Source organism: Bradyrhizobium sp. SZCCHNRI1009 (assembly GCF_032487575.1).
Lineage (GTDB): Bacteria > Pseudomonadota > Alphaproteobacteria > Rhizobiales > Xanthobacteraceae > Bradyrhizobium.
The window spans coordinates 343,600-368,953 of sequence record NZ_JAUEUL010000005.1 but is presented as its reverse complement, the minus strand read 5'-3'; the positions used below and the strand labels follow the sequence as shown (position 1 = coordinate 368,953).

The window sequence follows — 25,354 nt, the reverse complement described above, 5'->3', positions numbered from 1 at the left end:
ATACTCAAGCCCCACTTCTGCGGCCAGCGCCACACGGGACAACTCACGACAAACTGACTCTTGGGAAACCCCGGCCAAACCGATCGTGCGTTTGTGCCACGCGTTATTTCCTTTGTCTGTCACCGCAAGGCAACGGTTCAGATGTTCCATTGTTGCCAAGACTTGCGGCCTTTTTCGGACGACAGCCGAGCGCGACCATGGTGAGCATCCGCGCGGCTCAGCCGAGCGGCGGGCTTTCCGTTGCGGGCGTCTCGCCATTGGCTTCGTCGAGTTTGCGGTAGAGCGTTGAGCGTCCGATTTTGAGGCGGCGCGCCACCTCCGACATCTGGCCGCGGTAATGGGCGATGGCGAAGCGGATGATCTCATGCTCCATCTCCTCGAGCGGCCGCACCTCGCCGCTCGCGGTGAGCAGCGGCAGGAACCCATGCGAGGGCAGAGGGGCAATGGGTACTTCACTACCCGGCACCATCGCAGGCAGGGGAGGAACAGGCCGCTCCACGGTGAGGGCCGGCGCAGGCTCCACCGGCGGCGCGTGGGTGGGAATCAGCGGAAAATCGGCGACGCCGAGCTGGTCGCTCTCGCCCATGACGACGGCGCGGTAGACCGCGTTTTCCAACTGGCGGATGTTACCGGGCCAGTCGAGCTTGGTCAGATAGGCGACGGCCTCGCCGGTGATGCCCGAAATGGCGCGGTTCTCCTCGGCCGCAAACCGCGCGAGGAAATGCCGCAACAGATGCGGGATGTCCTCGCGGCGGGTGCGCAGCGGCGGAATGGTCAGCGGCAGCACATGCAGCCGGTAGAACAGATCCTCGCGAAAATGTCCTTCCTTGACGCGGTCGAGCAGCCTGCGATTGGTCGCCGAGATGATGCGCACGTCGACCTTGACCGGCTTGCGGCCGCCGACGGCCTCGACGGCGCCCTCCTGCAGGGCGCGCAGCAGCTTGACCTGGGCGGTGAGCGGCAGCTCCGAGACCTCGTCGAGGAACAGCGTGCCGCCATGGGCTTCGACGAACTTGCCCATGTGACGCTCGGTCGCGCCGGTGAATGCGCCCTTCTCGTGACCGAACAGGATCGATTCCACCAGATTGTCCGGAATCGCGCCGCAATTGACGGCGACGAACGGCTTCGTCTTGCGCTCGCTGGTGCCGTGGATGGCGCGGGCGAACAGCTCCTTGCCGACGCCCGATTCGCCTTCGATCAGCACGGGAATCGACGAGGCCGCGGCCTTCTCCGCGATGCGCAGGATCGGCGCCATCGCCTCGGCGCGGGTGATGATGTCGGCGAAGGTCAGGCGGCCTTCGCGGCTGTGCCGGATGCGCTGCAATTCGCCCTTCAGGGCCGAGGTATTGAGCGCATTGCGCAAGGAGACCTGGAGCCGCTCGATGCCGACCGGCTTGACGACGAAATCCTGCGCGCCGGCGCGCATCGCGGAGACCACGTTGTCGATGCCGCCATGCGCGGTCTGCACGATGACAGGTATCGAAATCCCGATCTCGCGCATCTTCGAGAGCACGCCCATGCCGTCGAGGCCGGGCATCACGAGGTCGAGCACGATGGCGTCGATGGGGCCGGCGTCAGGATTGGTCAGCTTCTCGATGACGGCGTCGCCGGTCTCGACGACGACCGCCTCGTAGCCGCATTTCTGCACCATGTTCTCCACCAGCCGGCGCTGGACCGGATCATCATCGGCAATCAAAATGCTGGCAGCCATGGCTTTCCTTGCACGCTACGACTATCTGTCTCGAATCGGGGCACTCTCGCCGACGCCGATTAACGCAACCTTAAACCTCGCTGATCGGGATAAACGTTCGAACAACAGGTTACCCATCCGATGACCTCGCGCGCCTCTTCTGCCCTTCGCAAGCCGACCAAAGCTGCTCCTCCGCCCAAAGCCGCGTCAAAGACTGCCAAGGCCAAACCGGCCAAGACGTCCGTCGTCAAGACGCCGTCGAAGCCGGCGGCCGCCAAGGCCAAGCGTGGCGCGACGGCCAAATCATCTGCAAAGCCGGCGAAGAAGGTGGTCGCGGCCAAGACCGGAATCGGAACGCTGCCCGAATGGAATCTCGGCGATCTCTATATGGGCATCGACGCGCCTGAGATCGCTCACGATCTCGCGAAGATGGATGCCGAATGCGTCGCGTTTGAGACAGACTACAAGGGCAAGCTCGCCGAGCATGTGGCGCGCGAGGATGGCGGCGAATGGCTCGCAGAAGCCGTGCGGCGCTACGAGGCGATTGACGATCTTGCCGGACGGCTCGGCTCGTTCGCCGGTCTCGCGCATGCCGGCGACAGCGTCGATCCGGCGATCTCCAAATTCTACGGCGACATCTCGGAGCGGCTGACGGCCGCGTCGACGCATCTGCTGTTCTTTCCGCTCGAGCTCAACCGCATCGACGACGCCGTTATCACGCGTGCGATGGAGACGCCCGCGCTCGGTCACTACCGGCCATGGATCGAGGACCTGCGCAAGGACAAGCCGTATCAGCTCGAGGATCGCGTCGAGCAGCTATTCCACGAGAAGTCGCAGACCGGCTATTCGGCCTGGAACCGGCTGTTCGACCAGACCATCGCCGGTCTGCGGTTTCAAGTCGGGGCCAAGGAGCTCGCGATCGAGCCGACCTTGAACTTCCTGCAGGACCGTGACGGCGCCAAGCGCAAGGCCGCCGCCGAGGCGCTGGCCAAGACCTTCAAGGCCAATGAGCGAACCTTCGCGCTGATCACCAACACGCTCGCCAAGGACAAGGACATCTCCGACCGCTGGCGCGGTTTCCAGGACGTCGCGGATTCGCGCCATCTCAACAACCGCGTCGAGCGCGAGGTGGTCGATGCGCTGGTGGCGTCGGTGCGCGCGGCCTATCCGAAGCTGTCGCATCGCTACTACCAGCTCAAGGCGCGCTGGTTCAAAAAGAAGAAGCTCGCGCATTGGGACCGCAACGCGCCGCTGCCGTTCGCCGCCAATGCCACCATCGCGTGGCCGGAGGCGAAGAGCATGGTGCTGACGGCCTATCGCGGCTTCTCGCCGGAGATGGCCGACATCGCCCAGCGCTTCTTCGATCACAGCTGGATCGATGCGCCGGTGCGCCCGGGCAAGGCGCCGGGCGCGTTCTCGCATCCGACCACGCCCTCGGCGCATCCCTATGTGCTGATGAACTACCAGGGCAAGCCGCGCGACGTGATGACGCTCGCGCATGAGCTCGGCCATGGCGTGCACCAGGTGCTGGCGGCCAAGAACGGCGCGCTGATGGCGCCGACGCCGCTGACGCTCGCCGAGACAGCGAGCGTGTTCGGCGAGATGCTGACCTTCAAGCGGCTATTGTCGGAGACCAAGGATGCCAAGCAGCGCCAGGCGCTGCTCGCCGGCAAGGTCGAGGACATGATCAACACGGTGGTGCGGCAGATCGCGTTCTATTCGTTCGAGCGCGCGGTTCATACCGAGCGCAAGAATGGCGAACTGACCGCGGAGCGGCTCGGCCAGATCTGGCTCTCGGTGCAGACCGAGAGCCTCGGCGAGGCGATCGAGATCAAGCCGGGCTACGAGAACTTCTGGATGTATATCCCGCACTTCATCCATTCGCCGTTCTACGTCTACGCCTATGCGTTCGGCGACTGCCTCGTGAACTCGCTCTATGCCGTCTATGAGCACGCCGCCGACGGCTTCGCCGAGCGTTATCTGGCGATGCTGTCCGCCGGCGGAACGAAGCACTATTCGGAGCTGCTCGCCCCATTCGGACTGGACGCCAAGGATCCCAAGTTCTGGGACGGCGGCCTGTCGGTCATCGCCGGCATGATCGACGAGCTGGAGGCGATGGGGTAGGGCTGTTAAACATTTGTTGAACGGCAGAAAGGGGTGCGTTATACGTCTGTATAACACGCCCCTTTCTCGCTAGCGGACCTCACCATGAAGATCGAGATCAAGAAGATCGGCAATTCCGATGGCCTGTTGCTGCCGCGCGAGTTGATGCAGCGGCTCGATCTCAAGCGCGGCCAGCAGTTGCATATCGTGGAACTGCCCGGGGGCGGATTCCAGGCGCTCCCCTACGATCCGGATTTCGAGCGGACGATGGAGATCGCCGACGACATTATGGATGAGTACCGCGACACCCTCGCCGCGCTCGCCAAATGAGCGACCAGCAAGAGCCGCTTTGGATCACCTACGAGCAGGCGATCGCGATTCACGCCCGTCAGTTGCGCCGCTTCGGCGGCGCGCCAGGACTGCGCGAAGAAGGAATGCTGCGGTCGGCGTTGGAGCGTCCGGTCAACAAATGGAGCTATGAGCAGGCGACGCTGCCGGAGCTTGCCGCGGCCTACGCATTCGGGCTCGCCAAGAACCACGCCTTCGTCGACGGCAACAAGCGCATCGCGTTCATGGCGATGATGACGTTTCTGCGCAGAAACGAAATCGCGTTCGCGCCCGACCCTGCGCAGGCAACTGCCATGATCCTCGCCCTCGCCGCCGGCGAGGTCAGCGAGGCCAGCCTGACGCGCTGGATCCGTGACAATTGGCCTGGCCAATAGCCCGATCGGAAAAACCGATAAAATCGCCTTGCATGCCAGCCGTTGCCCTTGCATCGGCTTTGAGGTATGCGACCTTAACAAAGCAATTTTTCTCTGGGGGACCCCGATGGCAAACCATGGCGAGATCGCCTACTCGACGGCTGACGGCAACGACTACGTGGCACATGAGGCCACCTATGAGGGCTTCATCAAGCTGGTGAAGTACGGCACGATCAGCGTCGCTCTCATCGTCATCTTGATGGCTATTTTCCTCGCTTAATGTCGCTATGGGCCCGCCGGCATCTCCGCCGGCGGGCCTTCAGCTGACTGGCCGGGCCGATCCGCCGTCATGCTGAAGCCATGGACGTCCCGCCCTTTTAAGCTCGCGCGCGCATTCGCGCCGGAGGCCTCATGAAGATTGCCGTCGCCAAGGAAATCGACCCGTTGGAGCCGCGGGTCGCCGCCTCTCCCGACACGGTGAAGAAGTTCAAGGCGTTGGGTGCCGAGATCGCGGTCGAGCCCGGCGCCGGCATCAAGTCCGGCCTGCCGGATTCGGAATTCACGGCGGCAGGCGCAACCGTCAGCGCCGACGCGCTGAAGGACGCCGACATCATCATCAAGGTGAAGCGGCCGGAAGCCTCCGAACTCGCCAACTATCGGCGCGGCGCCTTGGTGTTCGCGATCATGGATCCCTACGGCAACGATGCCGCGCTCAAGGCGATGGCCGATGCCGGCATTGCCTCGTTCGCGATGGAACTGATGCCGCGCATCACCCGCGCCCAGGTGATGGACGTGCTGTCGAGCCAGGCGAACCTCGCCGGCTACCGCGCCGTGATCGAGGGCGCAGAGGCGTTCGGTCGCGCCTTCCCGATGATGATGACCGCGGCCGGCACCGTGCCGGCGACCAAGGTCTTCGTGATGGGCGTCGGCGTCGCCGGCCTGCAGGCCATCGCAACCGCGCGCCGGCTCGGCGCCATGGTCTCCGCCACCGACGTGCGCCCCGCCACCAAGGAGCAGGTGGAGAGCCTCGGCGCCAAATTCCTGGCGGTTGAGGACGAGGAGTTCAAGAACGCGCAGACGGCCGGTGGCTATGCCAAGGAGATGTCCAAGGAGTACCAGGCCAAGCAGGCGGCGCTGACGGCGGAACACATCAAGAAGCAGGACGTCATCATCACCACTGCGCTGATTCCCGGCCGTCCGGCGCCGCGCCTCGTCACCATGGAGATGGTGAAGTCGATGCGCCCTGGCTCGGTCCTGGTCGACCTTGCGGTCGAGCGTGGCGGCAATGTCGAGGGCGTCAAGCTCGGCGAGACCGTCGAGATCGACGGCGTCAAGATCATCGGCTACCCCAATCTCGCCGGCCGGGTCGCAGCGTCCGCCTCCGGCCTCTACGCCCGCAACCTGTTCTCCTTCATCGAGACGATGATCGACAAGAAGGAAAAGACACTGGCGGTGAACTGGGACGACGAGTTGGTCAAGGCCACGGCTTTGACAAAGGATGGCGCCATCGTCCACCCGAACTTCCAGCCGAAGGCCTAAGGAGCAGAGCCATGGAACATGTCGTCCAAGCCGTCGACCCCTTCGTCTTCCGGCTGTCGATCTTCGTGCTGGCGGTGTTCGTCGGCTACTTCGTGGTGTGGTCGGTGACGCCGGCCCTGCACACGCCGCTGATGTCGGTGACCAATGCGATCTCCTCGGTGATCGTTGTCGGCGCGCTGCTGGCGGTCGGCGTTCCCATGCTGTCGAGCGGCAGTGGTCTGGCGCGAGCGTTCGGCTTCATCGCGCTGATCTTCGCCTGCGTGAACATCTTCGGCGGCTTCCTCGTCACCCAGCGCATGCTGGCGATGTACAAGAAGAAGTCCAAGTAACAACGCCGCACGACGCGGGATGACAGGCACAACGGGGCATCTGCAATGAACGCCAATCTGTCGGCACTCCTTTATCTCGTGGCAGGTGTGCTGTTCATCCTGTCTCTTCGCGGGCTGTCGAGCCCGGCCTCCAGCCGGCAAGGCAACTTCTTCGGCATGGCCGGCATGGCGATTGCGGTCGCCACCACGCTGGCTGGGCATCCACCGGCGGATGCGATCGCCTGGATCCTCGTGATCCTCGGCGTTGCGATCGGCGGCGGCATCGGTGCGGTGATTGCGCGCCGGGTGCCGATGACGTCGATGCCCGAGCTCGTCGCCGCCTTCCACTCGCTGGTCGGCATGGCCGCGGTGCTGGTCGCCGCCGGCGCGTTCTTCGCGCCGGAAGCGTTCGACATCGGCACGCCCGGCAACATCCATCCGCAGAGCCTGGTCGAGATGTCGCTCGGCGTCGCCATCGGCGCGCTGACCTTCACCGGCTCGGTCATTGCCTTCCTCAAGCTGTCCGCGCGGATGAGCGGCGCGCCGATCATCCTGCCGGCGCGTCACATCATCAACATCGCGCTCGCCGTGGCGCTGGTCTTCTTCGTGGTCCGCCTGGTGATGACGGGCGGCGGCTTCGACTTCCTGATGGTGACGCTGCTGGCGCTGGCGCTCGGCGTGCTCATGATCATCCCGATCGGTGGCGCCGACATGCCGGTCGTTATCTCGATGCTGAACTCCTACTCCGGCTGGGCGGCCGCGGGCATCGGCTTCACGCTCGGTAATTCGGCGCTGATCATCACCGGCGCATTGGTCGGCTCGTCCGGTGCGATCCTGTCCTACATCATGTGCCATGCGATGAACCGGTCCTTCATCTCGGTCATCCTCGGCGGCTTCGGCGGTGAGACCGCAGCGGCCGGCGGTGGCACCGGCGAGCAGAAGCCGGCCAAGCTCGGCTCGGCCGACGATGCCGCCTTCATCATGAAGAACGCCTCGAAGGTGATCATCGTGCCCGGCTACGGCATGGCGGTCGCCCAGGCGCAGCACGCGCTGCGCGAGATGGCCGACACGCTGAAGAAGGAAGGCGTCGAGGTGAAATACGCGATTCATCCGGTCGCGGGCCGCATGCCCGGCCACATGAACGTGCTGCTCGCCGAAGCCAACGTTCCCTATGACGAGGTGTTCGAGCTCGAGGACATCAACTCGGAATTCGCCCAGGCCGACGTCGCCTTCGTGATCGGCGCCAACGACGTCACCAATCCGGCAGCCGAGGAGGACAAGTCCTCGCCGATCTACGGCATGCCGGTGCTGCAGGTGTGGAAGGCCGGCACCGTGATGTTCATCAAGCGCTCGCTGGCGTCGGGCTATGCCGGCATCGACAATCCGCTGTTCTACCGCGACAACACGATGATGCTGCTCGGCGACGCCAAGAAGATGACCGAGAACATCGTCAAGGGCATGTAGCCGGCGGCATCGGGAGCCATGACGTTTCTGAAATGGCTCCTGATCGTCGTGGCGGCGGTCTACGGCATCGTGCTTGCGGCCCTATTCGTCCGCCAGCGTGCAGTGCTGTTCCCCATTCCGCCGGTGGGCCGCACGGCACCGGCTGCAGCCGGGTTTCCTCAGGCTGAGGAGCATGTGCTGACCTCGGTCGATGGCGAGAGGGTCATCGTCTGGCATGTGCCGGCGAAGCCTGGCCACAAGGTCGTTCTGTACTTCCCGGGCAATGGCGATTTTCTCGCGGGCGTGGTGTCGCGCTTCAAGGCGCTCACGGCCGACGGCACCGGTCTCGTTGCGCTGTCCTATCGCGGCTATGCGGGGTCCAGCGGCAGTCCCAGTGAGCACGGGCTGCTGCAAGATGCCGCAGTCGCCTATGCGTTCACGACACAGCGCTACGAGTCGGGACGGATCGTGGCCTGGGGTTTTTCCCTCGGCAGCGGCGTGGCCACCGCGATCGCCGCGGAGCATCCGGTCGCCAAGCTGATCCTCGAAGCGCCCTATACATCCACGGTCGATGTCGCGTCGGAGATGCTGAAGGTGGTTCCGGTCAGTCTGCTGATGCTCGACAGCTTCCATTCCGATCGGCGCATCGCCGATGTGCGTGTGCCGCTCCTGATCATGCATGGCGAAAGGGATCCGGCGATTTCGATCCGCTTCGGGGAACGATTGTTCGCACTTGCGCATGACCCCAAGCGCTTCGTACGGTTTCCCAACGGCGGACATAATGACCTGGATCTTTTCGGTGCGACTGAGACGGCCAAGAGCTTCATCGACGGCTTGTAACGTTCATCGATCGCGGTGGCCGGCTCTCCTCGGGATCGTCCTGCTCTTTGGGAGCCTGCCGGTGCAGGCGCATGCCGCCGGGCTGAACGGCGCGGCGATGACCTGGCCGTTCGCACTGCCATTCGCGGGACTGCTGTTGTCGATCGCGCTCGGGCCGTTGCTGTTTGCCAGGTTCTGGCATCATCACTACGGAAAGATCGCCGCGGCATGGGCCTTGGTGGCGTTGGCGGCGTTGACCTGGAATGCAGGGCTTGGCACGGCGCTCGCTGCCTTCGTCCACGCGCTGCTCGCCGAATATCTCAGCTTCATCGTGCTGCTGTTCGCCCTCTATACGGTCGCCGGCGGCATCCTGGTGACCGGCGACATCAAGGGCACGCCCGCGACCAACACCGCCATCCTGGCGCTCGGCACGATCATCGCGAGCGTCGTCGGCACGACGGGCGCCGCGATGATCCTGGTGCGTCCCCTGATCCGCGCCAATCTGAGCCGGCCGCATAATGTGCACGTGCTGATCTTCTTCATCATTCTGGCCGCCAATGTCGGTGGTGCACTGAGCCCGCTCGGCGATCCGCCACTGTTCGTCGGCTTTCTGCGTGGCGTCGACTTCTTCTGGACGACGCAACACCTCTGGCTGCAGACGGCGATCGTCGCCGGATTGCTGCTCATCGTCTTTGCCGCTATCGACTGGTGGCGCTTCCGCGCCGAGAAGCTTGCGTCGCATGCGTTCGCAACAAAGGAGCCGGTGCGCATCCGCGGCCTCATCAATGTCGTTTTGATCGCCGCGATCGTTGCCAATATGCTGCTATCGGCGACCTGGAAGCCGGGCATCTCCTTCGACGTCTTCGGTACGCATGTCGCGCTTCAGAACCTCCTGCGCGATGCCGTTCTCGTGGCGATCGCCGGACTGTCGCTCTGGCTTACGCCGGACGAGCACCGCGAGGCGAACGGGTTCAACTGGGAGCCGATCCGAGAGGTCGCCAAGCTGTTCGCGGCGATCTTCACCGCGATCGTTCCGGTCATCGCCATGCTGAATGCTGGGCGCAGTGGCTCTTTCGGCTGGCTGTTGGATGCCGTGACAACGCCCGCCGGCGCACCGCGGGAGGTCGCCTATTTCTGGTTCACTGGTCTGATGTCGGCCTTCCTCGACAATGCCCCGACCTATCTCTTGTTCTTCGAATTGGCGGGCGGCGATCCCAAGGTGCTGATGGGCGAGCTCTCGGGAACGCTGGCGGCGATCTCGATGGGCGCAGTGTACATGGGCGCGCTGACCTATATCGGAAACGCGCCGAACTTCATGGTCGCAGCGATCGCCAAAGAGCGCGGCATCCAGATGCCGAGCTTCTTCGGCTACATGCTGCGGGCAGGTGCCGTCCTCGTTCCGCTGTTCGTGCTGCTGACGGCGCTTCCGATCCATCCGCTGCTCAGTCCGCATTGATCTGATCGACGGCGCGTTCAGAGGGCGTCCCGGTCGAGACCCTGCCCCGGCCGGACCGCGTGACGATCGCCTCGCTGTCGCGCATAGTCGGACAGAACGGATCGAAGGGACGCGAATCATGAGCGTGAAGGGCGCAACGCCCGCATCATCGGTGATCTTTCCCGGCCTCGCGGTCGCGCTCGTCGCGATCGTCACGGCGACGCATTACGACTTCACGCCTTCGGCTGCCGGCTTGGTCTTCGCCGCGGTGCTGCTGGTGATCCTGTTCGGCACGGTGTTCGCGGCCGTGCACCATGCCGAGGTGATCGCGCATGAGATCGGCGAGCCGTTCGGCACGCTGCTCCTGACCCTGGCGGTGACGGTGATCGAGGTGGCGCTGATCGCCACCATCATGCTCGGCGACAAGGCTGCGCCGGCGCTCGCCCGCGACACCGTGTTTGCGGTGGTCATGATCGTGTGCAACGGCCTGGCCGGCATCTGCATCTTCATCGGCGGCCTGCGCTATCGCGAGCAGGACGTGCTGGTCTCCGGTGCCAATCTGTATCTCAGCGTACTGTTCACGATGGCAACCATCACGCTGGTGCTGCCGAATTATACCTTGACGTCGCCAGGTCCGGTGTATTCTGCCGTGCAGATCGCCTTCGTCAGCGTCGTGACGATCCTTCTCTACGCGGTGTTCCTGTATACGCAGACCACCCGCCATCGGGATTATTTCGTCGGGAACTCGGTGGGGTTCGCCGATGACGATGTCAGGCTGCCGCGCGCGAAGCTGTTGCTCAGTGTCGGGCTGCTGCTGGTCGCGCTGCTCGCTGTGGTCCTGCTTGCCAAGAAGTTCTCGCTGGTGGTCGACGCCGGCGTTGCCGCAACGGGTGCGCCGCAGGCGGTCGCAGGCGTGCTCGTGGCGCTGTTGATCCTGCTGCCGGAGAGTGTCGCCGCCCTCTCGGCCGCCCGCGCCAACGACCTGCAGAAGAGCATCAATCTCGCGCTTGGCTCCTCGCTCGCCACCATAGGGCTGACCATCCCGGCAGTGGCGGTCGCCGCCCATGTGCTCGACAAGCAGCTCGTCCTCGGGCTGGACCCGCAGGGAATAGTGCTGCTGGTCCTGACCTTCGTCCTGAGCATGCTGACCTTCGGCACCGGACGGACGAACATCCTGTTCGGGCTGGTGCACATGGTGGTGTTCGCGATATTCCTGTTTCTGCTCTTCGTCCCCTGATTCAAGAGATCCAGCATGCTCAGCGCCCAGTCCGACGTCCAGGTCGATACGCCCGAAGTCCGCGTCACGGAGTGGCGGCTATTGCCCGGCAGTGCCACGGGGCGCCATGTTCATGAGATGGATTACGTGATCGTGCCGGTCACCGCGGGTGAGATGACGATCGTGGCGCCGTCCGGCGAGCGCTCGAAGGCGCAGCTCGCGGTCGGCAAATCCTATTTCCGAAAGGCCGGGGTCGAACACGATGTGCTGAACGAGACCGGTTCCGAGATCGTTTTCCTCGAAGTTGAATTGAAGCCGTAACCAATTGTTTACCGGGATGCCGCTGATTGTGGTATCTTGAGCCGGCGATCCGGAAGCTGTGGCAACACCCTCGGATTGCTGCACGGCTCCGGTTCGAAGGGTTTCAGGAAACGACTTTTCGGCGGTCGCGGCTGCACGGAGTGCAGTCCGCGAGCTCCGGAAGGTGTGGGATGGTCCCTTAATTGTGCCTCAAAGTTCCCGCAAATACCGCGCGGGAGTGGTCAGCATGCTGAAATATCTCACAAAGTTCGCCATGGAGATCATCCCGTCGGTGGTTGCCACCATCATCGGGGCCTACATCGTCAATCACTACATCAACACCAAGCCCGACTCGCCGCCATCGACCATGGCGGCGGTGGCCTCGGCTGCTTATGCCAAGCTCACAGGCGGTAAGAGCGAGGCTCCGAAATCCACAGGCAAGGGGACCGACCCTGCCAAGCTGGACGCGAAGGCCGATCCCAAGTCTGACGCCAAGCCGGCGGAAACGTCGAACGAGGTCTCCAGCATTCCCGCTCCCGGCATCAAGGCCAAGGGCGTGTCGGAGAAGTCGCTGGCCGACAAGGCCGCCGAGAAGGCCGTCGAAGTGAAGCCGACCGAAACGGCGAGCCTCCCGGCCGATCCGCAGACCTCGCGCCATCCTGCATCGTCGAAGGAAAAGCTGATCGTGCGTGGCACTCCGGCCGAGGCCCCAGCGACCCAGCAGGAAGATCGCCGGGATGCTGCCGACCTTGCCCGCGCCGCGATCGAGCGGTTGCGCGCGAGCGAAGGTGCCGGCAAGGCGGCTGCCGAGAAGCCATCGACCGATGCAGCCCGCGGGGCTGGCGAGGCGCCGCGCGTCGCAACCGTGTCACCTCAGGTGTCGCCGGTTCGTCCGCTGCCGCCTCCGGTGACGGTCTCCGCGCCTCCGGCCGAGCAGGGTTTCATCATGCCGTCGGCCTCGAGCCCGACCTACACGGGATCATTGCAGCCGGACGGGCGCCCGACGCCGCCCGCGGAGATCCCCGTCCAGCAGTTGCGTCCGCTCGACCTGCGTGCCGACAAGTCCGATCCTTCGATCAAGGACCAGATGTCCAACGTGGCGCAGGACATGATGTCGGCGGCGAAATCGGTGTTCCACTCGGTGCTGCCGAAATAATTGATCGGCATTGCTCTCGAACGAGATCGAGCGGCGGGCCTGCTGGTCCGCCGCTTTTTCTTTGGGGCGTGCCGTGCTCTGCATCGTAGCGACGGGCGGGCACACCGCGGCCGGCTCCGGACGCCGGATGGCAGGGAGGCGCGAAATCAAAATGAGGTGCCCAAAACAAAAACGCGAGCCAGAGGCCCGCGCTTCAGACGACGTCAGATCTAGCGGGCCAGATCAGCGCGGCGCGCCGGGACGGGCACCTGCGCCCGGACCACGACCAGCACCACGGTCACCGCCGGGGCCAGCGCCAAACACCGGCTTCGGCTTCATCGGCAGCAGGCCTTCACGCTGCAGCTTCTTGCGGGCCAGCTTGCGCGCACGGCGCACGGCTTCGGCCTTCTCGCGGGCTTTCTTCTCGGACGGCTTCTCGTAATGGCCGCGAAGCTTCATCTCGCGGAAAATGCCCTCACGCTGCATCTTCTTCTTGAGCGCCTTGAGGGCTTGATCGACATTGTTATCGCGAACGAGAACCTGCACGCGGCATCCTCTTTCTCAGTCTATCGGTTTGAAATCTGGTGAAGTCAGGGCTGGCAAATGGCCGCGCCCTTAACCTTGAGGGCGCCCGTGTATCAGAGGACACCGTCGCTGTCCACCCGCTGACGTGCTCTTGACCGCAAGTTTAACCCGCCCGAGCGGTTTATTTCAGCCCTGCCTCGGCGGCAGGGGCGAGACCTGGGTCACATGCCCCATCTTGCGACCCGGGCGGGCGGCGCCCTTGCCGTAAAGGTGCACGGTGGCGCCGGGAACCGTGAGCCACTGCTCGTAGGTGTCGATCTCGTCCCCGATCAGGTTCGTCATCGTGACGTGGCCGTGGCGCAGCGGCTTGCCGAGCGGCCAGCCTGCGATCGCGCGGATGTGCTGTTCGAACTGGGAAATCGAGGCACCGTCAAGGGTCCAGTGGCCGGAATTGTGCACCCGGGGGGCAATTTCATTGACCAGGACGCCGGGCGCAGGTCCATCGGATACCACGAACATCTCCACGGCGAGCACCCCGACGTAATCGAGGGCGGTGGCGATCCGGCTGGCAATGTCCCGGGCCTCGTCGGCGAGCGGATCGGGGATGCGGGCTGGCGCCCGCGACACCTTCAGGATGTGATCGCGATGCTCGTTCTCGGTGACGTCGAAGCACTCGACCTGGCCATCGGCCGCGCGGGCCGCTACGACCGAGATCTCGCGCTCGAACGGAACGAACGCCTCGAGGATCGCCGATTTGGTGCCGAGCTCGGCCCAGATCCGATCGAGATCGTCACCCTGGCGGATCTTGATCTGGCCCTTGCCGTCATAGCCGAACCGCCGTGTCTTCAGCACGGCCGGCAGGCCGATCCGAAAGGCTGCTTCGCGCAACGTGGCGAGTGAGGACACGTCGGCATAGTTCGCCGTGCGGATACCGAGCGAGGTGACGAAATCCTTCTCGATCAGCCGATCCTGCGTCGTCTCCAGCGCAGAGCGGCTCGGCAGCACCGGGCGCCTTGCCGCCAGCACCATCGCGGCCGCCGACGGGACGTTCTCGAACTCGTAGGTGACGACGTCGACGTCATTGGCGAACAGCTCGAGCGCCTCGACGTCGGCATATTCGGCGCAGGTGGCGTTCAGCACGACGTCGAAGGCGGGCGAGTCCGGGTCCGGCGAGAACACCTGGCAGCGCAGCCCGAGCCGCGCCGCAGCCAGCGCCAGCATGCGGCCGAGCTGGCCGCCGCCGAGAATACCGATGGTGTCGCCGGGCTTGAGCTTCACCCGATTGGAGCCGGTCACGCCGTGCCCTCCGGACGTTCGGCGATCGCATTGGTCTGCGCCTGCCGCCAGGCCGACAGGCGGCCGGCGAGCGCGGAATCCGAGAGAGCGAGCACGCTGGCCGCCAGCAGCGCTGCGTTAATGGCGCCGGATTTGCCGATGGCGAGCGTTCCGACCGGAATTCCGGCCGGCATCTGGACGATGGAATACAGCGAATCGACCCCCGACAGCGCCTTCGACTCGACGGGGACGCCGAACACGGGCAGTTCCGTGAGCGAGGCCGTCATGCCCGGCAGATGGGCGGCGCCGCCGGCACCGGCGATCACGACCTTGTAGCCCGCCGCCTTGGCACCCTTGGCGAAAGCATACAGCCGGTCCGGGGTGCGGTGCGCCGAGACGATCCGGGCGTCGTAGCTCACGCCCAGGGCTTCGAGCGTCTCGGCGGCATGGCGCATGGTATCCCAGTCCGACTGGCTTCCCATGATGATGGCGATCGGGGCGGTCATGACCTCAATTCTTCTCGGGAATCCATCAGCATGGGCCGGAGTATAGGATCGGTCCTGACAGCGGCAAGCCATGGCATGAAGGTCCGAATGGACTATCCTGTCTTGGTCAAGCCCGGCAAGCCCAAACGGTGGCGCGGCAGGTGTCCGATGAAAAAGAAGCGCATGGCGGCCGCGTGGCGAGCCGGGAAGCGAAGAACCCGGTACCGTCATCGGCCTTCGCGGCGCGCGCGGGCTCCTGAACCCGGTTCCGTACCGGCAGGCGCGCGGCAGACGATCCGACGCCTTAATGCCGAGTTGGCGACAGCACAGGCCCGGATCGCCGAGCTGACGGCCTCCGCTGAGCGCGACTTCCTGCTCGACATCTTCAATCGTCGCGGCTTCGCCCGCGAGCTCCATCGTTCGATCGCCTTCATCAAGCGCTATGACGCGACCGGTGCCCTGGTCGTGCTCGACGTCGATCGGCTGAAACCGATCAATGATACGTTCGGCCATGCCGCCGGTGACGAGGTCCTGAAGGCGGTTGCGCGTGTCCTCAGCGAGCATGTCCGATCCTCCGACGTGATCGGCCGGCTCGGCGGCGACGAGTTCGGCGTGCTGCTCTGGCATCTCAGCGCGGCGGACGCCCATGCCAAGGCGGCGGAACTGGAGCAGGCCATCGACAGCCTGACCTTCACCTTCGGCGATCAGACCGTGCGTGCCGGCGCGTCGGCCGGGATTGCTCTGCTCGACAAGCGCGTCAACCCGGTGCGTGCGCTGGAGGAAGCCGACCGCGCGATGTACATGCGCAAGGCCCAACGAAGGTACGAGAGCCCAGCGCACGCAACGGCCCGGTCGGGCGACCAGCGGTGACGCTCCCGGGCCATCCGCGCCGATGACAGAGCTTGTGGTGCACGGCGCTCACAACTCGCCGAGATCGTCGGGCAACTCGCCGAACTTGTGCAGCAGCCGGGCGTCGCTGAATTCCCCCATCAAGGGATCGCCGCTGCGGCTGAAGGCAATGGCGCCGATGTTGTCCGGCAGGCGCGACATCGCTTCGGCACGACGCAGCGCTGCGGACGAACTCTGGCATTCCTCGGCCGCGCCTGCGACCAGCATCCCTGCCTCGTCCCGTCTGAACGGCATGGCGACGTAATAGGTGATATCAGGCATTGCACGCACCTCCCGGCCTTCGTCGAAGCTGCGAGCGAGCGCGGTGGCAATCGTCCGGAGAGTCTCGACGGCCCGAGGACTCAGGTAAGACTCAGGCAGGGCTCAGGCCGCATTGCTCTCCGGACCGTCCGAAGCGGTGTTGGGCACGCAGCCGCAGGAGATCGCGGCCCGCAGCTCCTGCAGCTCCAGCTCGAGATACTCGTTCGCCATGATCAGCGCCTTGATCGTGGAGCGCAGATTGCCGTCGCACATCGCGATGGCCTGGTCACAGGCCTGTTCGTAGAGCCGATCCTGTGGGGAGAAGGAGGCGGGCATCACAACCATCCTTGTTGTCGTCAGGGGACGAGGGATGACCTGATTGTTCTCTTTTTGTTCTGTTTGTCAAGGCGCCTCGGCATATCCTGCACCGCTGATGCATATTGCCTGTGTGCATACGGTCAGGCGTGCTGACGCTTCGCCTCAGGCGATAATGTCGGGCGTGATCTGGTCTTCGATGAAGGCGATCCGATCGCGTAGCAGAAGCTTCCGCTTCTTCAGTCGTTGCAGCCGCAACAAATCGGGGGCGGGCGATTGATGCAAAGCGTCGATCGCCGCGTCGAGATCGCGGTGCTCCTGCTGCAGGCGCGCGAGTTCGGCCTGCAGTTCGCGCTCGTCTTGGTCAGCCATGATCTATGATAGCAAAAAAGCGGAAGGAAGTGGAAAGCCTTGCGAAGGCGGGCGCAAATATTGCGCCTGCGAAGCTGATAAGCAAGCCGCGCCCCTCAAGATCCGTGCAGCTGTCCCGTGAATTTCAGGTTGGCACCGGCGTTAGATTCGTCCGGATCTGCTCACGGTTCGTTACACACGGCGCTCAAATTTGCATGTGCGGTCTTTTGGCCCCATCGACAGGTCAAGCGACTTGTGTACACTCATTAGCCCTGGTCGAATCTCAGGTTCACCTACCGAGGAGGTTTCGAATGGCCATTCAGGCGCATCTCGTTGAACTGGAGCGTAAGCATAAAGTTCTTGAAAGCGAATTGCATGAAGCTCTCCTGCATCCATCGACGGACGACCTGCGAATTGCCGAACTGAAGCGACGCAAACTGATGGTGAAGGACGAGATCGAGCGCTTGAGACAGGTAACCAGCGAAACACTTCACTGACATGTGACCATCACCCGCCGTACCATCCGATCGTAAGACCGTGCGCCTGGGATGGTGACTGTCCATCCCAGACGCAACTTCAATCAAATTAGTTGCGATAGACTTAGTTGCGATAGACGATGACGCGAACGCATCTGCCTGCGTTGTCTCCCGCTATCGCCACACGCCGTTCATCCCGATATCGGGGTCTTCAGCTCAAGGCGAGATCGCGGACGTGAGCCGCAATCGCCAGCGATGACGTCAATCCAGGCGATTCAATTCCGAACAGATTGATGAGTCCGGGCACCCCGTGATCGCGGGGGCCCTGAATGACGAAATCCTGCGACGCCACGGCCGGCGGTACGATCTTCGGCCTGATGCCCGAATAGCTCGGCATCAGCGCCCCATCCGGCAGCGACGGCCAGTACTTGCGGATCGCCGGGTAGAAGCGCTCGGCGCGCGCCGGATCGACCGTATAGTCGATCCGGTCGATCCACTCGACGTCGGGGCCGAATCTGGCTTGGCCTGCCATGTCGAGCGTGAGGTGCACGCCGAGGCCGCCTGGTTCCGGCACCGGGTAGATGAGTCGGCTGAACGGTGCCCGGGCGCTGCAGCTGAAATAGTTGCCCTTGGCGAGATAGGTCATCGGCACCAGCGGCGACGGCATGCCGTCGATCAGCCGCGCCAGCTCGGGCGCGTCGAGGCCGGCGGCGTTCACCAGCAGCCGGCAGCTCAGCGTCATCGGTTGCGCGCCGCCCGCATCGACCTCGATCGATCCCCCCGTCGCCTTGGCCCGCAGCAACGGCGTGTGGAAGGCGAAGGCGCCGCCGGCGTCCTCGATCTCGCCGCGCAGCGACAGCATGAAGGCATGGCTGTCGAGGATGCCGGTGGATGGCGACAGCAGCGCGGCCTGGCAGGCCAGGGCCGGCTCCAGCGCCAGGGCTTCGGACCCGGGCAGCAGCCGCATCCCTTCGACACCATTGGCTTCGGCGTGCGCGCGGATGCCCTGCAGCTTCTCGGTCTCGGCTGGATTGGTTGCAACGATCAGCTTCCCGCAATTGCGGTAGGGCACGCCATGCTCGTCGCAATAGCGGTAAAGCATGCGCTTGCCGGCCACGCAGAAGCGGGCCATCAGGCTCCCGGCCTTGTAATAGATGCCGGCGTGGATCACTTCGCTGTTGCGAGACGACGTGACGGTTCCGATGCCCTCGGCCGCCTCGAGAACGATGACCTCGCGTCCGGCCCGCGCCAATTGACGGGCGACGGCAAGTCCGACGACGCCGGCGCCAACGACCACGCAATCCACTTTATCCATGCATAGTCCTGAGACGATTGGGAGAAGTCATGTCTCTCTGCAATCCCTGGTAGGTGGAGCCTCGGTCCGGAGTTCGTCTGCCCTTAGCAAACCATTCATCATAGGGCGGCCATTGACCAAATTTGCTTCGTCTTTTTCGAAGTTTGCGGAACCCGTTTACCCGATCCCAATAGGTGAAGCCAGATACTGTCGCCGAATACCGCGGGTGATTGATGGCTGGCAAGAATTGGCAGGCGAGCGACCGAAACGCGTTTTCTGCGCGTGTCGTTGCGGCCTCGGTGGCCGCCATGGCAGCGTGGGCGGCTGCGCCGACGCGCGCCTGGGCCGCTTCCTCCGATTTCTCGCCCTCCGGCTACCTGGGCACCATCGAGCCGGACGTGCTCTGGAAGGTGTTGATCGCCGGCGTTGTCGTCTGCGCCTTCCTCGCGTCGGTCGTGATCTGGATCCATTCGGCCTTGCGGCGCGCCAAGCGGGCACAACTTCGGCGTAACGTTTTCATCAGCTCCGCGCTCAACAATTTGAGCCAGGGGCTGATGCTGACGGACGCCGCCAACCGCGTCGTCTTCTACAACCACCGCTTTCTCGAGATCTACGGCATGAGCCGGGCCGACATTCCGCCCGGCTGCACCGGCCGGGATCTGGTCGAGTTGCGGCGGCAGCGTGGCCTGCTCAATCTGACGGTCGAGGACTATGCGCGCCAGGCGCGGCAGCCGGACGGGTGCCTGACCGAGCTGCCCGGCGGACGTGTGGTGCGCGCCCAGATGTTCCGTCTTCCGACCGGCGGATCAATCGGCATCCATGAAGACTGTACGGTGCAGCACCGGCTGGAGCGCGAGCTCGCCTCGACCAAGCAGTTCCTGGAATCGGTGGTCGATCAGGTTCCCGTCTGCGTCGCCGCCAAGAACATCGAGGACGGCCGCTACATCTTCGCCAACCGGGCGTTTGAGCAGTTCGCGCAGGTGCCGCGGGATCAGATCATCGGACGGCGCCCGAGCGACCTGTTCGGCGAAGAGACCGCGGCCGACATCGCGGCTGCCGACCGCGAAGCGATGCTGGCGCCCGGCACCACCTATTGCAGCGAACTCGTGGTTCAACGCGGTGACGAGAAGCGCATCCTGGACGCCCACCGGGTCGTTGCACGCAACGACAAGAACGAACCGCAATTCCTCATCGCGCTGTTCGACGATGCCACGGAGCGGCGATCGCTGAGCCGCGAGCTGGAGAACAGCAAGAAGTTCCTGGAACTGGTCGTCGACAACATTCCGGTTTCGCTCATCGTCGAGAGCGTCAGCGACGGCCGCTATCTGCTCGCCAACCGCAGCGCCGAGATCATCCTCAACCGCAAGCGCGAGGACGCCACCGGCCTGACCACCGCCGACATCTTCAATCCGCGCGAAGCCAGACTGATCACGGCGCGCGACGAAGCCGCCATCAAGAAGCGCGGCCTTCTGACTGAGGAACATCCGATCTCGACCAAGGACGGCCTGCGGCTGTTCCTGACGCGGCGGGCAACCGTGCTGGGCGAGACCGGCCAGCCGCAATATCTGATCAAGACCTATGAGGACGTCACCGATCGGCGCCAGACCGAATCGCGGATGGCGCACATGGCCTATCACGACGGCCTGACCGATCTGCCTAACCGCGCCGCGTTCCTGCAGGCCCTGAGCCAGATGATCGAGGCCTGCGCGGATACGGACGAGGAGTTCGCGGTCCTGAACGTCGATCTCAAGGGCCTGAAGGACGTCAACGACGTGTTCGGCCACGCCATCGGCGACAAGCTGTTGATCGAGGTCGCCCGCCGCGTCCACGCCGTTGCCCGGGGCGGGGTGGTCGCGCGCCTCTCCGGCGACGAGTTCGGGCTGATCATCGACGGCAAGCAACCGGAAACGGGCAGGGCTCTGGCCGAGCAATTGGCGGCGGCGATCGCGGTGGACTTCCAGATCGAGGGCAAGTCGATCCGCACTGCGCTGACGACGGGCATCTCGGTGTTCCCGCACAATGGTTCGGATCCGGCGTCGCTGCTCGCCAATGCGGGTGCTGCTCTGTTCCGCGCCAAGGCCAAATCGCGCGGCAGCATCACCTTCTACGAGCCTGAAATGGATCAGCAGATTCGCGACCGCCGCGTTCTGCATCAGGAGCTGTCTGTCGCGATCAAGCATGGCGAACTGTCGCTGTACTTCCAGCCGCAGGCCGTCTCCGGCCGCACGGTCGACGCCAGCGAGATCATCGGCTTCGAGGCGCTGGCGCGCTGGCAGCACCCGGTCCGGGGGTTCGTGCCGCCGAGCGACTTCATTCCGCTCGCGGAAGAGAGCGGCCTCATCGTCGAGATGGGCGAGTGGATCCTGCGCGAGGCCTGCCGCGAGGCGGCGTCGTGGCCGAAGCCGCTGCAGGTCGCGGTCAACCTGTCTCCGGCGCAGTTCGTCCATGGCGACCTCGTTGCGCTGGTCCACTCGATCCTGATCGAGACGGGGCTCGCGCCCGGCAGGCTCGAGCTGGAGATCACCGAGGGTGTGCTGATCGAGGATTTCGATCGCGGTGTCGCGCTGCTGCGCCGGCTGAAGGCGCTCGGCGTTCGCGTCTCGATGGACGATTTCGGTAGCGGCTACTCGTCGCTGAGCTACCTTCAGGCGTTCCCGTTCGACAAGATCAAGATCGACCGCGCCTTCGTCATGAATATCGGCCGCAACCCGCAATCGGCGGCGATCATTCGTGCGGTCATCGGTCTGGGTCACGGCATGAACATGTCGATCGTGGCGGAAGGCGTCGAGACGCCGGAGCAGCTCGGCTTCCTCGCCGAGCAGGGCTGCGACTCGGTTCAGGGCTATCTGCTCGGCAAGCCCCTGCCGATCGCCAAATACGACGGCATTGTCGGTCGCGCTCACGACGACATCGCCTCCGTTCGCAAGACGGGCTGACCTGGCACTCGTGCTCAGAGGCGGTTGCGCAACAGCGCGGATTTATCCGTGCGCATGACGGCTGGGCCGCTACGAGAATCATCTCCGCCGCTCTACGATCGCTCGTCCTGGGACGCTCGAAGATCTTGCGCATGGCGGACTACGATCTGGCGATCATCGGCGGAGGTCTGAACGGCGTCAGCCTGGCGCGTGATGCGGCTGGCCGCGGTCTGCGCGTGATCCTCGTCGAGCAGGGCGATCTCGGCGGCGCCGCCTCGTCGGCGACGTCGCGGCTGGTGCATGGCGATCTCGCAGCGCTGGAGCGCCGCGGCTTTCTGCGCGTGCGCCGTGCGCTCGCGGAGCGCAATGTCTGGCTCACGGTCGCGCCGCATCTGGTGCGGCCGATCCGCTTTGCGATTCCAGCTCACGCCAATGAGCGGCCGCCATGGCAGCTGCGCGCAGGGCTCTGGCTCTATGACCGCCTCGCTACGCGCAACCGGCTGCCGGCCGCTTCGGCGCTCGATGTCACGCATCATCCGATCGGCGATGCCCTGAAGCGTCCGATCGGGACGGCGTTCGACTATTCCGATTGCGTGGTCGACGATTCCCGCCTGGCGGTCCTGACCGCGATGGATGCCGCCGAGCGCGGTGCGGAGATTCGCACCGGTGCCCGCTGCGTGCGGGCCGATCGTCATCACATATGGCAGCTCGCCATCATCGACCGCGGCCATCGCCGCATCGTCACGGCGCGCGCGCTCGCCAATGCTACCGGCGCGTGGAGCGTCTCGACGGCGGAAACCGTGCTGCGTCAGCCGCCGCCGCGGGTCACCGCGCGGCAGGTCAGCCAGATCATCGTGCCGCGGTTGTTCGACGTCGAAGCGGTCTACGTGTTCCAGAATTCGGATGGACGGCTGATCTTTGCCCAGCCCTACGAGCAGGATTTCACCCTGATCGGCACGGTCTCCCACGGCTTCAAGGGCGACCCAGCCGTGGTGGCGGTGCCGGCGGCAGACGTGGCCTATCTCTGTAAGGCGGCGAACCGCTATTTCCGCTCGGACATTCAGCCTGCGGACGTGGTCCGGAGCGTGGCTGGCGCCAACATGATGGTGCTGCGCGCCGCCGACAGCGGACGGTTGGAAACGGTCGTGTGCCTCGATGCTGGACGCGCCAGGGAGCCGGCCAAGGCGCCGCTGCTGACCATGTGCGGCGGCGACGTCACGACGGTCCGGCACCGGGCCGAGCAGGCGGTCTCCCGCCTCGCGCGCTTCTATCCAATGTCGCCACGCTGGACTGCGAGCGCGCCGCTTCCTGGGGGCGACTTCGCCTGGGACCGGTTCGAGGATCTCGTCGATGACGCACGGGACCGCTGGCGCTTTCTCGGCGAAGCCGAGGCCCGGCGGCTGGTCGGCGCCTATGGCACCCGGCTGGCGGAGATGCTGGGCGAGGCGAGATGCCGGGCCGATCTCGGACAGGCGTTCGGGCCGCAGCTGACCGAGGCGGAGGTCCGCTACCTCATGACGCGCGAATGCGCACGCTTTGCCGACGACGTGCTGTGGCGGCGAACCAAGCTGGGCCTGACGCTTCCCGCTGCCGACCGCGACGCGCTCGCTGCGTTCATGGCCGCTGCGACCTGTGGCCGGAGCACGCCGCAGGCGGCTGACGCGAGCGGGGATAGTCCGGCCCGTGCGGTTGAGCTGCAATCCGCGGGCGGCTAGCTTGCCGACTGGCCCGGCGTTGTGGCCGGGCAGGGTGACTAGATCAGGACATGGCTGACGAGACCGCAAATCCAGCACCCGCCGAGGAGCCGGTAGCATCGCCACCGCCGGATCCGCGCCCCGATCCTCAGCCGCCGCTCCTGCGCATCGAGAACGTCGTCAAGACCTTCGGCAGCTTCCGCGCCGTCGATGGCGTCTCGCTCGACATCCGCGCCGGCGAGTTCTTCGCGCTGCTCGGCCCCAGCGGCTGCGGCAAGACGACCTTGCTGCGCATGCTGGCCGGCTTCGAGACGCCGGATGAAGGACGCATCCTGCTGTCGGGCGAGGACATCGCGCAGGTGCTGCCGCATCAGCGGCCCGTCAACATGATGTTCCAGAACTACGCGCTGTTCCCGCATCTGAACGTGCGCGACAACATCGCCTTCGGCCTGAAGCGTGCCGGCATGCTGCGCGCCGAGATCGCCACCCGTGTCGCCGAGATGGTGGCGCTGGTCCGGCTCGAAGGCCTGGAGAAGCGCAAGCCCGATCAACTGTCCGGGGGCCAGAAGCAGCGCGTCGCCTTGGCGCGCTCGCTGGCGCGCCGGCCGCAGGTGCTGCTGCTGGATGAGCCGATGGCGGCGCTCGACAAGAAGCTCCGCGAGAGCACGCAGTTCGAGCTGATGGAGCTGCAGCGCAAGCTCGGCATGACCTTCATCATCGTCACCCACGATCAGGAAGAGGCGATGACAGTGGCGAGCCGCATCGGGGTGATGAACGCGGGACGGCTCGAACAGGTCGCTGCACCGCGCCGGCTGTATGAAGAGCCCGTGTCGCGGTGGGTCGCGGAGTTCGTCGGCGACATCAACCTGTTCGAGGGCGAGGTGATCGCGCGGGAGCCGCACCGGCTGCGGATCACGACTGCCTCGGCCGGCGAGCTCGCTGCGGCACAGCCCGTCACTCCCGTCAGCGAGAGCAGGGTTGCGGTCGCGATCCGTCCCGAGAAGATCCGTCTCGCGCTTCGCCGGCCGGCCGGCGATGCCGCCGCGATCAACTGTGTCGAGGGGACCATTTCCGATGCGAGCTATCTCGGCGGCAAGACCGCGTACAAGATCCAGCTCGACGGCGGCGCTGTCCTGCACGCCTCTCAGGCCAACACGGCCCGGCTCGACGTCGACGGCTATGGGCTGAACCAGCGCGTCGTGGCCTGGTTCACGCCCGATGATTGTGTGGTGCTGGAGCGATGAGCGCGCGCCGCATCTTCTCGCGTCCGGCCCGCTTCGCGGCGATCGCGCCCTACGTCTGGATGGTGCTGTTCTTCCTGGTGCCGTTCGCCTTCGTCGCCAAGATCAGCCTGTCGCAGACTGCGATCGCGCAGCCGCCCTATACGCCGGTGTTCTCGCTGGCTGATGGTTTGTCGTCGCTCCGGGATGCATTTGCGGCGCTGTCGCTCGACAATTTCCGTCTGCTGCTGTCGGACGACCTGTATCTCGCGTCCTATCTGCGCAGCGTCGTCGTCGCGGCGACGTCGACGGCCATCCTGCTGCTGATCGGCTATCCCGTCGCCTATGGCATGGCGCGGCTGCCGAGGCGCTGGCAGGGCGTCGCGATGATGCTTGTGATCGTGCCGTTCTGGACCTCGTTCCTGATCCGCATCTATGCCTGGGTCAACATCCTCCAGCATGACGGGCTGTTGAACCAGGTGCTGCTCGCGCTGCATCTGGTCTCGGCGCCGGTGGTGTGGTTGTCGACCGACAGCGCCATGTATGTCGGTATCGTCTATTCCTATCTGCCGTTCATGATCCTGCCGCTGTTTGCGACGCTGACGAAGCTGGAGCCGGCGCTGGAGGAGGCCGCTGCCGATCTCGGCGCCTCGCCGCGCGAGACCTTCTGGCTGGTGACGTTTCCACTGTCGCTGCCGGGAGTCGGCGCCGGCGCGCTGCTGTGCTTCATCCCGATCGTCGGCGAGTTTGTCATTCCCGACCTTCTCGCCGGTTCGAAATCGTTGATGATCGGCCAGACGCTCTGGCTCGAGTTCTTTACCAACAAGGATTGGCCGGTGGCCTCCAGCATCGCCGTGGTGCTGCTCGCCGTCCTGTTGCTCCCGCTCCTGCTCTACGACCGGCTGCAACGCCGGCAGCTGGAGGAGAGCCGGTGATGGCTGGAGTGCAGCGAGGCACGCTCTCTCG

At 64.9% G+C, this 25,354-nt stretch carries 26 protein-coding genes; 18 read left to right on the top strand and 8 right to left on the bottom strand.

Annotation, left to right across the window (positions count from 1 at the left end; all coding sequences use genetic code 11):
* Positions 1–217: 217 nt before the first annotated feature.
* Positions 218–1,711, bottom strand: coding sequence for a sigma-54 dependent transcriptional regulator (locus QX010_RS12585; protein ID WP_315802601.1), 1,494 nt, complete (start codon positions 1,709–1,711; stop codon positions 218–220).
* A 120-nt stretch (positions 1,712–1,831) separates the two neighbouring features.
* On the opposite strand from QX010_RS12585, the gene QX010_RS12580 reads away from it, so the two are divergent.
* The 12 genes from QX010_RS12580 to QX010_RS12525 all read left to right on the top strand — a co-directional run bounded on the left by QX010_RS12580 (position 1,832) and on the right by QX010_RS12525 (position 12,710).
* Positions 1,832–3,814 (top strand): M3 family oligoendopeptidase, encoded by a 1,983-nt coding sequence (locus QX010_RS12580; protein WP_316179777.1) that lies wholly within the window; start codon positions 1,832–1,834, stop codon positions 3,812–3,814.
* A gap of 84 nt (positions 3,815–3,898) precedes the next feature.
* Entirely contained in the window at positions 3,899–4,123 is a 225-nt protein-coding gene (locus QX010_RS12575) for an AbrB family transcriptional regulator (protein WP_315802603.1), read from the top strand.
* A complete protein-coding gene (locus QX010_RS12570; protein ID WP_315802604.1) occupies positions 4,120–4,515 on the top strand; it encodes a type II toxin-antitoxin system death-on-curing family toxin in 396 nt (131 codons plus the stop codon). The genes QX010_RS12575 and QX010_RS12570 overlap by 4 nt, the downstream gene beginning before the upstream one ends.
* Positions 4,516–4,621: 106 nt before the next feature.
* Entirely contained in the window at positions 4,622–4,774 is a 153-nt protein-coding gene (locus QX010_RS12565; RefSeq protein WP_315736334.1) for an aa3-type cytochrome c oxidase subunit IV, read from the top strand.
* 131 nt (positions 4,775–4,905) lie between these two features.
* Positions 4,906–6,033 carry a Re/Si-specific NAD(P)(+) transhydrogenase subunit alpha gene (locus QX010_RS12560; protein ID WP_315753919.1) on the top strand — a complete coding sequence of 376 codons (1,128 nt, stop codon included), beginning with the start codon at positions 4,906–4,908 and terminating at the stop codon, positions 6,031–6,033.
* Positions 6,034–6,044: 11 nt separating this feature from the next.
* On the top strand, positions 6,045–6,362 hold the full coding sequence (locus QX010_RS12555; RefSeq protein WP_284420324.1) for a proton-translocating transhydrogenase family protein: 318 nt from the start codon (positions 6,045–6,047) through the stop codon (positions 6,360–6,362).
* Positions 6,363–6,407: 45 nt separating this feature from the next.
* Positions 6,408–7,805 (top strand): NAD(P)(+) transhydrogenase (Re/Si-specific) subunit beta, encoded by a 1,398-nt coding sequence (locus QX010_RS12550; RefSeq protein WP_315736336.1) that lies wholly within the window; start codon positions 6,408–6,410, stop codon positions 7,803–7,805.
* 18 nt (positions 7,806–7,823) lie between these two features.
* On the top strand, positions 7,824–8,624 hold the full coding sequence (locus tag QX010_RS12545) for an alpha/beta hydrolase (protein WP_315802605.1): 801 nt from the start codon (positions 7,824–7,826) through the stop codon (positions 8,622–8,624).
* 97 nt (positions 8,625–8,721) lie between these two features.
* Positions 8,722–10,059 carry a sodium:proton antiporter gene (locus QX010_RS12540; RefSeq protein ID WP_316179840.1) on the top strand — a complete coding sequence of 446 codons (1,338 nt, stop codon included), beginning with the start codon at positions 8,722–8,724 and terminating at the stop codon, positions 10,057–10,059.
* Between the two features lie 118 nt (positions 10,060–10,177).
* Positions 10,178–11,275, top strand: a complete 1,098-nt coding sequence (locus tag QX010_RS12535; RefSeq protein WP_316179774.1) for an ionic transporter y4hA — start codon at positions 10,178–10,180, stop codon at positions 11,273–11,275.
* A 15-nt stretch (positions 11,276–11,290) separates the two neighbouring features.
* The gene (locus QX010_RS12530; RefSeq protein WP_315717559.1) at positions 11,291–11,575 is read left to right on the top strand and encodes a cupin domain-containing protein; all 285 of its coding nucleotides are present in this window, start codon (positions 11,291–11,293) and stop codon (positions 11,573–11,575) included.
* A gap of 226 nt (positions 11,576–11,801) precedes the next feature.
* Positions 11,802–12,710, top strand: a complete 909-nt coding sequence (locus tag QX010_RS12525; RefSeq protein ID WP_316179772.1) for a hypothetical protein — start codon at positions 11,802–11,804, stop codon at positions 12,708–12,710.
* A 222-nt stretch (positions 12,711–12,932) separates the two neighbouring features.
* Here QX010_RS12525 and rpsU read toward each other — a convergent pair whose 3' ends face one another.
* From rpsU to purE, 3 genes are all read right to left on the bottom strand, one after another.
* Complete coding sequence (gene rpsU, locus QX010_RS12520) at positions 12,933–13,235, bottom strand: 30S ribosomal protein S21 (protein ID WP_011924350.1); 303 nt, start codon at positions 13,233–13,235, stop codon at positions 12,933–12,935.
* Positions 13,236–13,400: 165 nt separating this feature from the next.
* The gene (locus QX010_RS12515) at positions 13,401–14,510 is read right to left on the bottom strand and encodes a 5-(carboxyamino)imidazole ribonucleotide synthase (RefSeq protein ID WP_315802608.1); all 1,110 of its coding nucleotides are present in this window, start codon (positions 14,508–14,510) and stop codon (positions 13,401–13,403) included.
* A complete protein-coding gene (gene purE / locus QX010_RS12510; RefSeq protein ID WP_315802609.1) occupies positions 14,507–14,995 on the bottom strand; it encodes a 5-(carboxyamino)imidazole ribonucleotide mutase in 489 nt (162 codons plus the stop codon). The genes QX010_RS12515 and purE overlap by 4 nt, the downstream gene beginning before the upstream one ends.
* A 147-nt stretch (positions 14,996–15,142) precedes the next feature.
* Here purE and QX010_RS12505 point away from each other — a divergent pair, with 147 nt between their 5' ends.
* A complete protein-coding gene (locus QX010_RS12505) occupies positions 15,143–15,844 on the top strand; it encodes a GGDEF domain-containing protein (protein ID WP_315802860.1) in 702 nt (233 codons plus the stop codon).
* A gap of 48 nt (positions 15,845–15,892) precedes the next feature.
* Here the strand turns inward: QX010_RS12505 and QX010_RS12500 are convergent, their stop codons facing one another.
* From QX010_RS12500 to QX010_RS12490, 3 genes are all read right to left on the bottom strand, one after another.
* Positions 15,893–16,144 (bottom strand): hypothetical protein, encoded by a 252-nt coding sequence (locus tag QX010_RS12500; RefSeq protein WP_315802610.1) that lies wholly within the window; start codon positions 16,142–16,144, stop codon positions 15,893–15,895.
* Between the two features lie 102 nt (positions 16,145–16,246).
* The gene (locus QX010_RS12495) at positions 16,247–16,459 is read right to left on the bottom strand and encodes a hypothetical protein (protein WP_315802611.1); all 213 of its coding nucleotides are present in this window, start codon (positions 16,457–16,459) and stop codon (positions 16,247–16,249) included.
* Positions 16,460–16,603: 144 nt separating this feature from the next.
* Entirely contained in the window at positions 16,604–16,810 is a 207-nt protein-coding gene (locus QX010_RS12490; protein ID WP_009028242.1) for a YdcH family protein, read from the bottom strand.
* Between the two features lie 290 nt (positions 16,811–17,100).
* On the opposite strand from QX010_RS12490, the gene QX010_RS12485 reads away from it, so the two are divergent.
* A complete protein-coding gene (locus tag QX010_RS12485) occupies positions 17,101–17,286 on the top strand; it encodes a YdcH family protein (RefSeq protein ID WP_315802612.1) in 186 nt (61 codons plus the stop codon).
* 190 nt (positions 17,287–17,476) lie between these two features.
* Here the strand turns inward: QX010_RS12485 and QX010_RS12480 are convergent, their stop codons facing one another.
* Complete coding sequence (locus tag QX010_RS12480; protein WP_316179769.1) at positions 17,477–18,580, bottom strand: NAD(P)/FAD-dependent oxidoreductase; 1,104 nt, start codon at positions 18,578–18,580, stop codon at positions 17,477–17,479.
* A 212-nt stretch (positions 18,581–18,792) separates the two neighbouring features.
* Between QX010_RS12480 and QX010_RS12475 the strand changes: the two genes are divergently transcribed.
* The 4 genes from QX010_RS12475 (at position 18,793) to QX010_RS12460 (ending at position 25,323) form a co-directional block, all read left to right on the top strand.
* Positions 18,793–21,495, top strand: a complete 2,703-nt coding sequence (locus QX010_RS12475) for an EAL domain-containing protein (protein WP_315802614.1) — start codon at positions 18,793–18,795, stop codon at positions 21,493–21,495.
* 131 nt (positions 21,496–21,626) lie between these two features.
* On the top strand, positions 21,627–23,189 hold the full coding sequence (locus QX010_RS12470; RefSeq protein ID WP_316179767.1) for a glycerol-3-phosphate dehydrogenase: 1,563 nt from the start codon (positions 21,627–21,629) through the stop codon (positions 23,187–23,189).
* Positions 23,190–23,239: 50 nt separating this feature from the next.
* On the top strand, positions 23,240–24,412 hold the full coding sequence (locus QX010_RS12465; protein ID WP_315802616.1) for an ABC transporter ATP-binding protein: 1,173 nt from the start codon (positions 23,240–23,242) through the stop codon (positions 24,410–24,412).
* Entirely contained in the window at positions 24,409–25,323 is a 915-nt protein-coding gene (locus QX010_RS12460; protein ID WP_315802617.1) for an ABC transporter permease, read from the top strand. The genes QX010_RS12465 and QX010_RS12460 overlap by 4 nt, the downstream gene beginning before the upstream one ends.
* Positions 25,324–25,354: the final 31 nt, after the last annotated feature.

Coding starts and splice junctions, on each gene's coding strand:
- QX010_RS12585 (WP_315802601.1), bottom strand. CDS start 1,711: ATGGCTGCCAGCATTTTGATTGCCGATGATGATCCGGTCCAGCGCCGG.
- QX010_RS12580 (WP_316179777.1), top strand. CDS start 1,832: ATGACCTCGCGCGCCTCTTCTGCCCTTCGCAAGCCGACCAAAGCTGCT.
- QX010_RS12575 (WP_315802603.1), top strand. CDS start 3,899: ATGAAGATCGAGATCAAGAAGATCGGCAATTCCGATGGCCTGTTGCTG.
- QX010_RS12570 (WP_315802604.1), top strand. CDS start 4,120: ATGAGCGACCAGCAAGAGCCGCTTTGGATCACCTACGAGCAGGCGATC.
- QX010_RS12565 (WP_315736334.1), top strand. CDS start 4,622: ATGGCAAACCATGGCGAGATCGCCTACTCGACGGCTGACGGCAACGAC.
- QX010_RS12560 (WP_315753919.1), top strand. CDS start 4,906: ATGAAGATTGCCGTCGCCAAGGAAATCGACCCGTTGGAGCCGCGGGTC.
- QX010_RS12555 (WP_284420324.1), top strand. CDS start 6,045: ATGGAACATGTCGTCCAAGCCGTCGACCCCTTCGTCTTCCGGCTGTCG.
- QX010_RS12550 (WP_315736336.1), top strand. CDS start 6,408: ATGAACGCCAATCTGTCGGCACTCCTTTATCTCGTGGCAGGTGTGCTG.
- QX010_RS12545 (WP_315802605.1), top strand. CDS start 7,824: ATGACGTTTCTGAAATGGCTCCTGATCGTCGTGGCGGCGGTCTACGGC.
- QX010_RS12540 (WP_316179840.1), top strand. CDS start 8,722: ATGACCTGGCCGTTCGCACTGCCATTCGCGGGACTGCTGTTGTCGATC.
- QX010_RS12535 (WP_316179774.1), top strand. CDS start 10,178: ATGAGCGTGAAGGGCGCAACGCCCGCATCATCGGTGATCTTTCCCGGC.
- QX010_RS12530 (WP_315717559.1), top strand. CDS start 11,291: ATGCTCAGCGCCCAGTCCGACGTCCAGGTCGATACGCCCGAAGTCCGC.
- QX010_RS12525 (WP_316179772.1), top strand. CDS start 11,802: ATGCTGAAATATCTCACAAAGTTCGCCATGGAGATCATCCCGTCGGTG.
- purE (WP_315802609.1), bottom strand. CDS start 14,995: ATGACCGCCCCGATCGCCATCATCATGGGAAGCCAGTCGGACTGGGAT.
- QX010_RS12505 (WP_315802860.1), top strand. CDS start 15,143: ATGAAAAAGAAGCGCATGGCGGCCGCGTGGCGAGCCGGGAAGCGAAGA.
- QX010_RS12500 (WP_315802610.1), bottom strand. CDS start 16,144: ATGCCTGATATCACCTATTACGTCGCCATGCCGTTCAGACGGGACGAG.
- QX010_RS12495 (WP_315802611.1), bottom strand. CDS start 16,459: ATGCCCGCCTCCTTCTCCCCACAGGATCGGCTCTACGAACAGGCCTGT.
- QX010_RS12490 (WP_009028242.1), bottom strand. CDS start 16,810: ATGGCTGACCAAGACGAGCGCGAACTGCAGGCCGAACTCGCGCGCCTG.
- QX010_RS12485 (WP_315802612.1), top strand. CDS start 17,101: ATGGCCATTCAGGCGCATCTCGTTGAACTGGAGCGTAAGCATAAAGTT.
- QX010_RS12480 (WP_316179769.1), bottom strand. CDS start 18,580: ATGGATAAAGTGGATTGCGTGGTCGTTGGCGCCGGCGTCGTCGGACTT.
- QX010_RS12475 (WP_315802614.1), top strand. CDS start 18,793: ATGGCTGGCAAGAATTGGCAGGCGAGCGACCGAAACGCGTTTTCTGCG.
- QX010_RS12470 (WP_316179767.1), top strand. CDS start 21,627: ATGGCGGACTACGATCTGGCGATCATCGGCGGAGGTCTGAACGGCGTC.
- QX010_RS12465 (WP_315802616.1), top strand. CDS start 23,240: ATGGCTGACGAGACCGCAAATCCAGCACCCGCCGAGGAGCCGGTAGCA.
- QX010_RS12460 (WP_315802617.1), top strand. CDS start 24,409: ATGAGCGCGCGCCGCATCTTCTCGCGTCCGGCCCGCTTCGCGGCGATC.